Here is a 13,506-nt window from a genome sequence, read left to right as displayed (position 1 = left end):
TATATAATTGACAAATTTAAGTTCTTCTACCTCAATGTTTTAGTTGATTTATTTAAGCAAGAACCCCTTTCTATTCTGAAATCACAAGATTTCAGAATAGAAAGGGGGTTCAAATAATTTCAAAATTTTCACTTGTTAATTAGCTTAACAGTTCCTCATCAACTAAAATTTCACTCTCTCCCTCTAAAATTTCTCGTGCAATATCTTTAGCTCTCTCTCGAGCATCAGGAGCACCATCTTTTGACCAATCATCCCAGTCTCTATCATCATATAATTGATCATCAAAGAATTCTGTTCTCATATACTTCATTGTACTACTAGCAGTTAAGAAGTTACCTCCCGGGCCAACCTCTTTAATATCATCATATGCTAATCTTTCTTCACTAAACTCTAAGCCTCGCAAGACTCGCTTAGCCATTCCTAACATCTGATTATCAATTACATACTGTTCGTAAGCAACAGACATTCCTGTATTCAACAGTCCTGCTGCATCATGAATATAATTAGCTCCAGATAAAGCAGCCATTAAGATATTTGACATCTTCTCATAACCAGCTTGAATATCAGGAACCTTAGAATCAGACACCCCAGCAGTATTATAAATAGGTAAATCATAATATTGAGCCATTTGAGCACAAGCTGCATTCATCATTCCCATCTCAATTGAACTGAATCTAAAGTCAGAACTCTTCATATCCATTGTTGTAGGAACCACTGAATACAACGTCTTAGCTCCCGGCTCTATTAACTGGCTAAAGATAACCATAAATAATGCCTCAGCATTGGTCTGAGCTATCGTTCCTGGTAACGTAATTGGACTAGTAGCTCCAGCAATTGGAGCTGGAGGCCCTAATACTGGTACTCCTCGCTCTACAGCATACCTAAAGTATTCCGTATAATCTCGCTCCATTGTTAAAGGACTCATAATATTAGCAATAAAAGAGATAAAAGGCTTTTCCTTTAGTTCTTCTTCTGAACCAGCAATCTTGACTGCAGCATCAATGACTTTTTTCTGACCTTCGGCAGTATAAATACCACCCATGATATGCTTAGTAGTATTTCTTAATGCGTTAAAGAATCTAGCTTCATCTGCTCCTTCTTTTCCAGCATCATCAGGAAAGACAGGAATTACAAAGAAATCTATATTATCTAAATCCTGAACCAATTTAGCTGTATTAGCTACATCTTGAGAAGTAGCCTTTCTTCTTTCTCCTGTATCTATATCTAAAACATTAACAGCAGTACCTCCAGTTCCAATATAAACATTAGTTCCACCTAATTCTATATGATTATCTTCTTCTCTACCATATAAAATCACTTTAGAAGGAGCAGTATCTATTGCATCTTCTACCATACTATTTGGTAACTTGACTATTTCTTCATCAAAGTCAACTTCTGCACCTTTTTCATCGAATAACTCTAACGCCTTCTTATTTTCTACTCTAACTCCTACCTCTTCTAAAATATCCAATGTCTTTTGATGAATTAAATCCATCTGATTTTGATCCAAAAACTTAAGTAATCCACCTTGAAATGCTTCTTTCATTTCAATTCCCCCTTTAACTAAAAATTAAATTCTCTACCATATATGTCAACTTAATTGATATATAGTGGCACTTTCAGTGCCACTAGTCGTGAGTCATGTGTCATGAGCTATGAGCTCAATCAAAATTTTCAAACTAAAAAAAACAAACCATATAACCCCATGAAAACAAAGGTTTAAAGATGACTTTGAATTTGGTTTTTCTGCTCTTGACTTGGCTCACGACTCAAGACTCATAGCTCACAGCTATGTGGTACAAAAGTGCCACAATATTATATTGAAGTTACAATGCCATCTTTAATTTTACCAAGCTTTAACTTAAGTTAGAGCTTATGATTCTCTACTATATAATATAATTCTACTTATAAATTTTAAACCTAATTTATCCTTGAATCTCTACTTCATTTTCTGCTGTTTCTATAATCTCAGCTTCTCCCGGACGCAAATTGCTCATTTTATCACTCTTCCAACCATATTTCATTCCAGTTGCTATTAATAAACCGGCAGTAATCAATAATAAAATCACACCAGAAAGAACTACATTACCTCGTGCAACATAAACAGGTAATATAGATATCAATGATAATTCAATCAGTGAGATAAAGACGTAAGCCATACCATAATCCTCAAGTGTTCCACTCTTAAACTCTGGATCTACTACCCGTAATAATGTAATTCCCATTGCTACAATCCCAGTAGTCCATCCATAAACAAAGATCCCACGCTCAAACCAGAAATTCTGAAATAATTTTCTACTACAGAAGAATAGAAAGAATACTCCCCAAGTAACTCCGATTATTGTTAAGATTATAATAGGAACTAGATACTGAGCTACAACTGATATGTTAATTCCAGCTACTCCAAAACCAACTAAATAATCGGTCGCTGTACTACCTATTCTAACAATAACATCTCGGTCAACATACTCCTGAAGATTTAAAATATTCAACATAAACTGAACCAATACACCAGCAAGCATCGATAAACACATCATTGGTAAAATAAAACCAAGATCTAGGTTAGCCCAAGCTTCATAAGCATAATACCCACCTGCTGTTGCAATTAATACTAATAATAAGTGCCAAGTAACCGGGTCTATAGCCATAGGGTTCACTGTATTCTTACCCATTGACTTCTGTTCTTGGTCGGAAACTAATCCAGTCCTCATACTATCAGGCAGATCAGCCATAGTAGTTATAAACTTAGTTGCTCCTACTCTTGTAGCAAAGTTTATTAAGAATAATCCTCCAAAAATCCCACAAAGAATCCCAACTGTTGCAAAAGTCTGTCCGATCGTCAAAGCTTCACCCCAGCCTGCTACATCCTCAAGAGTTCCTCCTATCGCTGCAGCATAACCGTGACCTCCTACAAAACCAGCTGGTTGAAGAATTGGAAAAGCTTCCGGTACTGCTGGAAAGAATCTTCTGATAATTAAGCCACCAACTACCAATGCAGTTCCAAAACCACCAAGTTCAGCAGCTAAATTTAAAGTAAAAGTATCACCTACTTCATCAATGACCTGCTTAACTGTAGATTTGCTCTTTCTACCTATAAATAATGAAGCAAATAAAACTACAACCAATAGATAAGCATAACTTGCAATATTATCACTAAAAGGCAGCACCCCTAAAAACTGATCTGATAAGAATAATCCTAAAAAACCAGCTATCAAAGATGAAGGAAGATATAACTTCTGAATTATTGTAACTTTTGCTCTAAGATACTGAGCTATAAATAGCAAAAGCGACATCAAAGCAAAGTCCATCAACATATCATAAGGACCAAATTGCATATTAACTCCTCCTAAATTATAATTTTTTTCTTGCCTCAAGAACTGATCAAATAATAATCGAACCAGCTTTTAAGTGAATTGCCCCCCCTTGGTTATTGTAAATAATCATTTGGACTAATAATAAAAACTTGATAAATTTGTGAAATTAAATATTTTTTGTATTATTTATATATTATCATAAATAGTAAAACTAAAACAATGTAAGATATAAGCACAACATTGTAAAATTATAATTATCTTTGTAATTCACCTCGATTAATTAGTTAACAATTCTTGATCAACTAAATTTTCATCCTCTTGGTCTAAAATCTCTCGTACAATATCTTTGGCCCTTTCTCTAGCATCAGGTGCACCATCTTTTAACCAATCATCCCAATCTCTATCATCATATAATTGATCATCAAAGAACTCCGTTCTCATATACTTCATCGTACTACCAGCAGTTAAGAAATTGCCACCCGGGCCAACTTCTTTAATATCATCATAAGCAATCCGTTCTTCACTAAACTCTAAACCTCGTAAGACTCTTTTAACCATCCCTATCATTTGATCATCAATTACATATTGTTCATAAGCAGCAGTCATTCCACTATCAATCAATCCAGCAGCATGATGAATATAATTAGTTCCCGTCAAACCAGACATCAAAATATTTGCCATCTTCTCATATCCAGATTGAATATCAATAGCTTTAGAATCAGATACTCCAGCAGTATTATAAATAGGAATTTGATAATACTGGGCTAATTCAGCACAAGCAGCATTCATCATCCCCATCTCAATTGAACCAAATCTAAAGTTAGAAGTTCTCATATCCATATTAGTTGGTACAGTGCCATATAGAGTCTTAGCTCCTGGCTCTATTAATTGACTAAAGACAACCATAAATAATGCTTCGGCATTGGTCTGAGCTATAGTTCCTGGCAATGATATGGGGCTGGTTGCTCCAGCAATTGGTGCTGTTCCTCCTACTACAGGAACACCTCTTCTTACTGCATACATAAAGTAATCAGTATAGTCTTTTTCCATCGTCAGCGGACTCATAATACTTGCTATAAAGGATATAAATGGTTTTTCCTTTAACTCTTGCTCAGAACCTGCAATCCCCACTGCAGCATCTATTACCTTCTTTTGGCCCTCTGCAGTATAAACTCCACCCATAATATGTTTAGTAGTATTCTTTAATGAGCTAAAGAATCTAGCTTCATCTGCTTTCTCTTTTCCTGCATCATCAGGAAAGACAGGAATAACGAAAAAATCTATATTATCTAACTTCTGAACCACTTTTGCTATATCAGCTACATCTTTTGTAGTTGTCTTCCTCTTTTCACCTGTCTCTAAATCTAACACATTAACAGCAGTACCACCTGTCCCTAAATAGACATTCTTACCGCCTAACTCCAAATTATGTTCTTCTTCTCGTCCATATAAGACCACAGTAGAGGGAGCTAAATCAATTGCATCTTCTACCAGAGCATTAGGTAACTTTACTAACTTTTCATTAAAATCAACATCTGCTCCCTTCTCATCAAATAAATTCAATGCTTCTTTATTCTCTACTTTAACTCCTACTTCTCTTAAGATATCCAAAGTTTTTTGGTGAACCTGCTCTAATTGATCTTGATTAAAAAAATTAAGCAATCCGCCTTGATACAGTTTTGACATAATTACTCCTCCTTAAATTCAAATTAATTACTAAAAATAATTTATAATAACTATTTATCTTTAATTTAAGTAAGCAACCCTAGAACTTATGTGTCCTAGGGCCAACTATTTCTACCTTATGCATCCAATTTATTACCTATAGTTACTAAGCCTTAAAGTACTAAAACATTGTTGCACTTTAGGTATAACAGATTCAAAAAGTTTAGTTTTTGAATCTTAACTATCAATTTTAAATTATCAATTGAAATTAAGCTTTATATCTTCTTAGCTCACAAATTCTCTAGCTATATCAGTAGCAGTACTTCCATCTGCAGCATAACCATCAGCACCAATCTCATTGGCAAAACCTTCACTGACCGGTGCTCCTCCAACCATAACCTTAACTTGATCTCTAATTCCTGCTTCTTCTAAGGACTTAAGAGTCTCTTCCATAGCTGGCATAGTTGTAGTCAATAATGCTGACAACCCAACAATATCAGGTTGATGTTCTTTGACAGCTTCTACAAATTCATCTGCTGTTACATCCACTCCTAAATCAACCACTTCAAATCCAGCACCTTCTAACATCATCGCTACCAAATTCTTACCTATATCATGTAAGTCACCTTCTACAGTAGCCATAATTACAGTTCCAGCAGAACTGCTCTCCCCTTCTGTTAATAGAGGTTTAACTATATCCATTCCTCCATGCATTGCTTTAGCAGAAATTAAGACTTCTGGTACAAACATTTCATTCTTCTTAAATCTACCTCCTACAACATCCATTCCAGCAACCAAACCTTCTTTAATGATCTGACTTGGCTTTGTTCCTTCATCTACTAACTCTTGAGTCAGTTCAGTTACTCCATCAACATTTCCTGCAATTACTTCTTCAACAACTTTTTCCATTTTACTCATTTTTATTAATCCCCCTTAAATAAATTTAGTGCTCTCCTTACAGTTTTGCTCAGATCTTCTGTAATAAAGAGTATTTCCTAAATCAAAAGTTTTAAGTCTTATACGTAAACGATATAAGCCTGCCTAAATTTATAGACAAGCCCATATTATCATCTTTCCTTCACTATTGCTTTTTCAATTATTTATCCAATAAAATATGTGGGAATTCATTTCTAATTTCATCATCGATCTTCTTCTCAATCCCTAATGGCTGATGACTATTTAAGATTTCTTTAGCCATCTCAATTGCTCTTTGACGAGTAGGTTTAGCACCATCTGCCTCCCATCCTTCTCTTGGTTGACGATCACTAACTTTAGGCTGGAAGAACTCACTTCTCATATGTTTTCTAGTATGTTCTTCAACTAAGAAGTTACCACTTGGCCCCACTCGATCAATTACATCAGCAGCAATAGTCTCTTCAGTAACTTCAATACCCTTAATCGCTCTCATTGCCATTCCAATAATTTCATTATCAATTACATACTTTTCATAAGCCACAGTCTGACACATCTCCAATAAGCCAGCTGCATCATGAATATAATTTGCTCCTGATAATCCTGCTAATAAAGTAGTCATCGCTGATTCATAGCCAGACTGAATATCTGGTAATTTGGCATCGCTCATACCAGCAGTAGCATAAAGTGGTAAGCCATAATATTGAGCTACCTGAGCTACACCAGCATGCATTAATCCCATCTCTACTTCACCAGTAATATAAAGACCAGTATTCAGATCCATAGCAGAAGCTGTTGAAGCAAATAAGACTGGTGTGCCTGGATTAACTAATTGAGCCAATACAACCCCAGCCAATGATTCAGCAGCCATCAATGTAACATTGCCTGCAACAGTAATTGGCCCTGTTGCTCCAGACAGAGGTTCAGCAGGTATTGCTACTGGTAAACCATGCTGTGCTATTTCAATCAAAAAGTCAGTATAAATATCATCCAAAATCAAAGGAGACATAACACAAGTGATAAAAGAAATAAATGGTTGATTAACTAAAGCTTCCTTACTTCCTGCAATCTTACTTGCCATCTTAATTACTTCTCTAATCCCTTTGATTGAATAAACGCCACCCATAATATGCTTAGTGGTATTCTTTAAAGCAGAATAGAATCTATTAACATCAACATTTTGATCATCACATTCATTAGGATAAACTGGAATTACTAAAAAATGTATATTCTCTAAAGCATCAACCAACTTAGCAATATCAGCTACATCTTGAATATTAATTCTACGCTTCTCCCCTGTCTCTAAATCCAACACATCCAATACAGTTCCACCAGTTCCATAATGAACCCTATTTTCTCCAATCTCTAAATTATTCTTTTCTTCCCTACCATAAAGTTTTACATTAGAAGGAGTAGAATCTATCGCTTCTTCAACCATACTCTGTGGTAATTTAACCATCTGCGTTTCATAATCAACTTCTGCACCGTGTTCATCAAAAATTTCTAAAGCTTGTTGATTACTTACTTTAACCCCCGTATCAGATAGTAAATTCATAATAGCATCATCAATTTGTTTTAAATCTTGCTCACTAAAAGGTTTATAATCCCTAGCTCTTGCTCCAGGCTTAATCGTCATTGCTAACTTCCCCCTTGTCAGAATTTTATCTTAATTTGATTTCTATATGTTAAGTATATATAATACAACATCTAATCACAATGTGTTGAAGTTAGCCAGTATTGTATTAAATCCTCATCTTTATTTTCTGCTATTAAGACGATACCGTCCTGGAGTAATTCCTACTTCCTTCTTAAATACTTTATTAAGATAACTAGCATCATAATATCCAGATAGTTCAGCAACACTATTTAAAGGCATATCTGTCTTCCTTAACAATTTTTTAGCTTCTTTTAATCTAATTTGATTTACATAACTCATAATTGTCTTTCCCGTAACCTCTTTAAAGACTTTACTTAAATGAGAAGAGCTTAAATAAACATACTCCGAAATCTGTTCTAAAGTAACCTTTTCAGAGTAATTATCCAGTACAAAATCCTTTACTTCCTGAACAATCTTTAAATTCTTAATTTCTATTTTTTCATAAATCGCATTAATATAATACCTAATCAGATCACAAGTCAAATTAAATTTATCCTCTAAATTGATGGTTTGGCTTAGCTTGTCAACGAATCTATTATTTAATTCTAAGGTAGTCTTTAACTTAACCCCTGTTTCAACTGCTGCCCTTGATAACATAATTGAAATTTCTAAGCATCTTGTCGTAATCAATTTAGGTTCTAGCTCACTTTCTATCATATCAGCAAATATCTCTTCTAAAATATTAAATGCTACTTCTTGTTCACCATATTTTACCTTTTCGAAGAGAAGTTTCTCCTTTTCAACAGAAAATAACGACTTGGAATCACTGTCTGCCTTTAAATTAGTCATCTGTTTTGATTTATTAAGAACTCCATCAAAAGAACTTCGTTTAATTATCCGATCAATTACTATTTCTGTTATCTGTAGAAAAGGCATTCCAGTTGGAATTTCAAGTAAGGGTAATTCAACTTGATTAGCTAAATCAATCATATTTTGAGGAATGGTATCAAAATAATAACCTGGTTCTATTGCCAAAGCAGTTACATCATTAGCAGCTAACTTTCTGATTAAATACTCTTGAGCTGACTCATTATCTTGAAACCCATGAGCACAAGTTAACAACAACTCTCCTCCTTTTAACCAGACAGGCATCGATATAGTCTCTCCGATATGAATCCACCTAATCTCATTATTTATCTTTTCCTCAGCTGCTACTAACTTTATACCTTCTAACTCTTCGATTTGTAGAACTTCCTTAATCGTTAATCCCATCTATTTACTCCTCCCTGCTAGAAATTATTTCGGCTAGAACCCAAAATTTAAAGTTAAGTATCATAGAGCATAGCCAATCACACTGATATTAACTCTAACTTCTAATAATACTCCTCCAAATTTAGCACCCAATCCAACTTGTTTTTCCTTGACATCTAAATTAACTTCTAACTTCTTGGCACCAGCATCTTTAGCTTTAATCACTGCTAACTCTCGACCATTATTTTTAGCATACTCAATTGCTTGTTCTAATTCAACAAACTCCTCTTTCCCTTGGCTAGAATGTAAAACATAAGTCCCTTTCATTGCATTAGGCTTAATTAAAACCTCTTCCTTGACCCAAATATTAGCTACTGCTGCTCCAATAGCATTAGCTACTTCATAATTTTGGGGTAGTATTACCTCAGCATCTAAATAATCATTCACTTGTTGTAAATAAGCCTCAGCCGGTGCCCCAATAGTTATAATAGGTGCTTTCGGTTTTAAACTCCAACTGAAACTACCAAATTCATTTTCCAGCGAATCATCTAATAACTGTTCACATAATTGGCACTTTTCTTCATCATACCTCTCATATTGATCACTAATTAATTGAATCGCAATCTCTCTAGCTCCTTTTTTAATAATCATCTGCTTTAACTTACTGGCAAAACCTTCTTCAACTTGAGCAAAATCATTCAATAATAATTCATAACCCAATTCTGCTGCTTTAACATTCCATTTATTATACTGACCTAAGAGATGTAAAATATCAGTTGGGGTCAGACCAATTCGCTTAATAATTTCTAACCTTTCTAAGCGCTCAAGTTTTAAAAACTTAAGACTGACTAAATTCAGGCTTTCTTTTATCTGTAGCAATGACTTGGGGTCTGCCTTTAAAAACTCTATTAATACTTCTTCTTGCTCAGTATAGTCAATATCTTCTACTACTCGATCTAATAATAAAAACTGTCCTTCATTAATCCCTATCTCTCTACGGGCCAATCTGTCTAGCTCAGATAGAATTCCCTCTGCTTGACTAGCTGCTACTGAATAAGGGATAACCCGCCGCGGGCCAACCTGAATTTTACCTTCCCAATCCAAGCTAATCTCACTATCTCCTCCTAAGCCAGCCGTTCTAAATTTGATTGATTCGATACTTGTAACCCATCCTTCGACAACAGCACCAGTATCATTAAGTTCAGGATAACCATCTTTAACTAAAGCTATATCAGTCGTCGTCCCTCCCATATCAACAACTATTCCATCCTCACTCTTGCTTAAATACTTAGCACCAATAATACTGGCAGCTGGCCCAGATAAGATAGTCTCAATCGGTCTTTCCAAAATAACTTCATCCCTAACTAAAGAGCCATCACCCTTAACGATCATTACTGGAGCTTCTATCTCTTTTTGCTCCAAAACATCCTTGACCCGCTGATTTAAATCCTTAATTAAAGGGATCAAACTGGCATTTAAGACTACAGTAGTTGCTCTCTTAATTGCATTCAACCGATTGGTCAGCCGGTGTCCACAGACTACTGGCAATCCAGTTACTTCCTCTAGAATCTCTTTGGCCCGTAATTCATGAGCAGGATTACGAACACTCATATAACCCGAGACAGCTATTGCATCAACCTTATCCTTCAATTCTATACCAATCTCCCTAATCTTAGCTTCATCCAACTCTTCTACTTGATCACCTTTAATATTAAATTTGCCTGCTATAATTTCTATCTCTTCTGTTGGGATCTCTTGGTCAAACTCAAACTTATCTATAACTTGCTGATCATAACCCAATAATACAGCCCCAACTCTAGCTCCATTCCCCTCCACAATTGCATTAGTGGCCAGAGTAGTCGATAATGCAACCATTTCCACTTCACCAAACAAATCTTCATCTAATCCTGAAATAGCATTAATTATTCCTTCAGTTAAGTTATAATGTGTCGTCAAGGCTTTGTTTTTATCTAAAATCTGTTGCTGTTTACTATCATATAAAACTGCATCAGTATAAGTTCCCCCTGTATCAATCCCTAAAATAACTCTCATCTAGCTCTCTCCTCCCTACTCCAAGTTTATAATAATTCTGTTAAGCACAAACATCATATAATTATGAGATATTATACCAAGGAAAATTAGATAATACAATCTTTCAATCTGAAAAAGAAGAGGGTTGGCCCCTCTTCTTTTTCTTAGATGAAATTTATTACTTTCTTTAATTATATTTTCAAGATTTAGATTATTTTTCCTGCAAAATTTAATTATTTCAACTTTCCTTATATTATATAGAATCAACTACAGATAAATAATGTAGAATATAAAACACTTTTTGTAATCTAGACTTTAAATCTCTTCTAAATAAATTTTAGCCAACTGTAAAGCTTGATCTGGCTTAATCTCAGCTAATAATCCAACTGCTGATAAGATATAATCCTGATCTAACATTAACTTAGGCTCCAACGGGGCCAAAATTTGTGGTTCTTCCTCACTAAATAATCCCTCTTTCAATATTTCAGTCGGTTGTGCACTATGAACCACTACTCCACCAGTACCAATTATCAAATTTAAATTAGTTAAATCCTTGCCATACTGAACATACTGTTTCCCAAAAGGGCTATAAACAGTCTCAATTCGCCCCACATGCCTGTTAACTGCAGCATTAGTAGCAGCCTTAGCAAGTGCTAAATCAAATTCTTTTTCCTGTTGTTGTTGAGGTACATAATCAACCTCTTCCCCAACCTTGTCTATATAATCTAATAACTCATTCTGTAACTTTTGTTCCACCAAACTTAATACTTCCTGCTCTCCTACACTTTCTAATAAAGATGAAGCACTATACCTCATCCCCAAATCACCCTCAACAGTCCGCTTAATATAAGGTTCTTCTAAGCCCCTTAAATTAACTCCTCCTTTGGTCGGCTTACCCTTAGCTGCTGAATGGATATCAGTAGTTGCTCCTCCAATATCTACAATCATCAACTCACCTAACCCTTCTTCTCGAGCAGTACCTTCCGCAATCAACTCTGCTGCTTTCATCACCGCAGAAGGGGTCGGCATCGTTACTCCTTCCAAATAATCTTCAACCCGATCTAGCCCCTTAGCATAAATAATCTGTTCTAAAAATACCTCCCGAATCTTCTGGCGAGCTGGCTCAATATTCAACTCTTCTAATTTAGGCATTACATTATCGGTTAGATAAGTCTTCTTATTTCCAGTCACCAAGATCTCTTCAACCTGCTTAGCTACTACTTTATTTCCCGCTACTATCACTGGAGCAGCCAATTCAGATTGGGCCAACCCTCTAGCATTCTTTAAGATTATCTCCTGATTACCTCCATCAGTCCCTCCAGCCAGCAAGATTACATCAGGTTCAGCTCCAACAATCTCCTCTATCTCAGCTGCTGTTAGCTCATATGAGTAAACATCAGCAACCTTGGCCCCTGCTCCCAAAGCAGCCCGTTTAGCAGCTTCAGCAGTCAACTCAGGTACCAAACCTACTGCCACCATCTTTAAACCACCTGCTGCACTACTACAAGCCAGTTTATGATCAACCTCATCTAGCTCAACTCCTTGTTCAGTTAACTTATTAAAAACCTCTTTAAGTCCCTGATCTATCCCCTCTTCAACCGTAGTAAATGCTTTTACCACTGCTTCTAATCTAAGTTCTGTTAAATTAAAAACAGTAGCCTTAGTATATGTACTCCCAATATCAACCAATAAAGCTAACTCCATACTTCCACCCCTTTAAATAAAAATAACGCTCTCTCTACAGGTCTTATAAGACCTTCCGTAATAAAAACCATTTGCTAAATTAAAGCCTGTCATTACAATACTTCGCAGACAACTAAATTTCTCTACACCCCCGTCTTAGTGTACAATTTACAATGTACAATTGACAATTAGAATTCAAATTCACACAATCAAAACACTAAAACCCTCAATATCTGCAAAGCATCCTACGACTAAATATTCACTTTTCCAATATTTCCTTTTAGCTGAGAAGACTCAAAAATTGATAATTGACAATTGTCAGTTAAAATCAAAACCTAAGATTAGTCAACTATTAAATGCAAAAATAATGCCAGTCAACAATTAGCCCTTAATTTCATCAGTTCTGACTAACTTCTGCTAATTAAATTTCCAAAACAACCCAACAATGGGTTGTTTATAAGAATTGTTTACTATAAAATATTTGACATCCTCCCCGCCCGTTCCTATCGTCACCTACGAGTCCTAATGGACTCTTCGTGAAACGCATAAAAACAATATCCAAACGGGGATTCCTTAAAGGAACTTGCGAGGTTGTCTGCTGATTAAATGCCAGTCCATTTCTGGTAGGCAAGTATGACGCAAACTTTAGGCTGTGCCATCAGCCCTCCTAAGATAGGCATATAGCCACTTAGGCACTTAATCTATTACCGATTAAGCAGATTGTTGCTCTAAATATTTATTAGCTATATTACGACTTGCATTTAAATCAGAGTGGATATGATTACCACATTCGCAAGAATATAGATTAGCTTTGCGATTAGTTTTTTTAACTTTAGCACATTTAGAACAACTCTGGGAGGTATATTTAGGGTTAATATATTCTACCTTAATCCCAGCTAATTTAGCTTTATATTCAATAAACTGTTGTAGTTGATAGAAAGTCCAGCTATGAAGGTTTCTATCTGCTCTATTAAGACTTTTAGCAGTATTTCGGATATTCTCTAGATTCTCCATAATTATAGTACCAACTTGCTCTTGCACAGCAAGGTCGAT

At 35.4% G+C, this 13,506-nt stretch carries 9 protein-coding genes; all 9 read right to left on the bottom strand.

Going from position 1 to position 13,506, the window contains the following annotated elements; genetic code table 11:
• Nucleotides 1-139: 139 nt before the first annotated feature.
• On the bottom strand, nucleotides 140-1,546 hold the full coding sequence (locus tag MWH25_RS05915) for a trimethylamine methyltransferase family protein (protein ID WP_248626722.1): 1,407 nt from the start codon (nucleotides 1,544-1,546) through the stop codon (nucleotides 140-142).
• 379 nt (nucleotides 1,547-1,925) lie between these two features.
• On the bottom strand, nucleotides 1,926-3,335 hold the full coding sequence (locus tag MWH25_RS05910; RefSeq protein ID WP_248626721.1) for a sodium/glutamate symporter: 1,410 nt from the start codon (nucleotides 3,333-3,335) through the stop codon (nucleotides 1,926-1,928).
• A 255-nt stretch (nucleotides 3,336-3,590) separates the two neighbouring features.
• A complete protein-coding gene (locus tag MWH25_RS05905; RefSeq protein WP_248626720.1) occupies nucleotides 3,591-5,000 on the bottom strand; it encodes a trimethylamine methyltransferase family protein in 1,410 nt (469 codons plus the stop codon).
• 264 nt (nucleotides 5,001-5,264) lie between these two features.
• A complete protein-coding gene (locus tag MWH25_RS05900) occupies nucleotides 5,265-5,897 on the bottom strand; it encodes a corrinoid protein (protein WP_248626719.1) in 633 nt (210 codons plus the stop codon).
• A 178-nt stretch (nucleotides 5,898-6,075) separates the two neighbouring features.
• Nucleotides 6,076-7,527 carry a trimethylamine methyltransferase family protein gene (locus MWH25_RS05895; protein ID WP_248626718.1) on the bottom strand — a complete coding sequence of 484 codons (1,452 nt, stop codon included), beginning with the start codon at nucleotides 7,525-7,527 and terminating at the stop codon, nucleotides 6,076-6,078.
• 120 nt (nucleotides 7,528-7,647) lie between these two features.
• Entirely contained in the window at nucleotides 7,648-8,760 is a 1,113-nt protein-coding gene (locus MWH25_RS05890; protein ID WP_248626717.1) for a PucR family transcriptional regulator ligand-binding domain-containing protein, read from the bottom strand.
• 60 nt (nucleotides 8,761-8,820) lie between these two features.
• Nucleotides 8,821-10,791 (bottom strand): hydantoinase/oxoprolinase family protein, encoded by a 1,971-nt coding sequence (locus MWH25_RS05885; protein ID WP_248626716.1) that lies wholly within the window; start codon nucleotides 10,789-10,791, stop codon nucleotides 8,821-8,823.
• 294 nt (nucleotides 10,792-11,085) lie between these two features.
• The gene (gene glmL / locus MWH25_RS05880) at nucleotides 11,086-12,474 is read right to left on the bottom strand and encodes a methylaspartate mutase accessory protein GlmL (RefSeq protein WP_248626715.1); all 1,389 of its coding nucleotides are present in this window, start codon (nucleotides 12,472-12,474) and stop codon (nucleotides 11,086-11,088) included.
• A gap of 690 nt (nucleotides 12,475-13,164) precedes the next feature.
• A partial coding sequence (locus MWH25_RS05875) for an RNA-guided endonuclease TnpB family protein (protein WP_248626714.1) occupies nucleotides 13,165-13,506 on the bottom strand: 342 nt, incomplete at its 5' end.

The sequence above is a fragment of the Natroniella acetigena genome (genome assembly GCF_023227745.1).
Taxonomy (GTDB): Bacteria; Bacillota; Halanaerobiia; order Halobacteroidales; family Halobacteroidaceae; genus Natroniella; species Natroniella acetigena.
The sequence above is the reverse complement of the archived record's forward strand: the minus strand, read 5'-3'. Positions and strand labels throughout refer to the sequence as shown.

What these genes read in the sequence shown, in the direction of transcription:
- glmL (WP_248626715.1), bottom strand. Translation starts at nt 12,474, where the DNA reads ATGGAGTTAGCTTTATTGGTTGATATTGGGAGTACATATACTAAGGCT.
- MWH25_RS05885 (WP_248626716.1), bottom strand. Translation starts at nt 10,791, where the DNA reads ATGAGAGTTATTTTAGGGATTGATACAGGGGGAACTTATACTGATGCA.
- MWH25_RS05890 (WP_248626717.1), bottom strand. Translation starts at nt 8,760, where the DNA reads ATGGGATTAACGATTAAGGAAGTTCTACAAATCGAAGAGTTAGAAGGT.
- MWH25_RS05900 (WP_248626719.1), bottom strand. Translation starts at nt 5,897, where the DNA reads ATGAGTAAAATGGAAAAAGTTGTTGAAGAAGTAATTGCAGGAAATGTT.
- MWH25_RS05915 (WP_248626722.1), bottom strand. Translation starts at nt 1,546, where the DNA reads ATGAAAGAAGCATTTCAAGGTGGATTACTTAAGTTTTTGGATCAAAAT.
- MWH25_RS05895 (WP_248626718.1), bottom strand. Translation starts at nt 7,527, where the DNA reads ATGACGATTAAGCCTGGAGCAAGAGCTAGGGATTATAAACCTTTTAGT.
- MWH25_RS05905 (WP_248626720.1), bottom strand. Translation starts at nt 5,000, where the DNA reads ATGTCAAAACTGTATCAAGGCGGATTGCTTAATTTTTTTAATCAAGAT.
- MWH25_RS05910 (WP_248626721.1), bottom strand. Translation starts at nt 3,335, where the DNA reads ATGCAATTTGGTCCTTATGATATGTTGATGGACTTTGCTTTGATGTCG.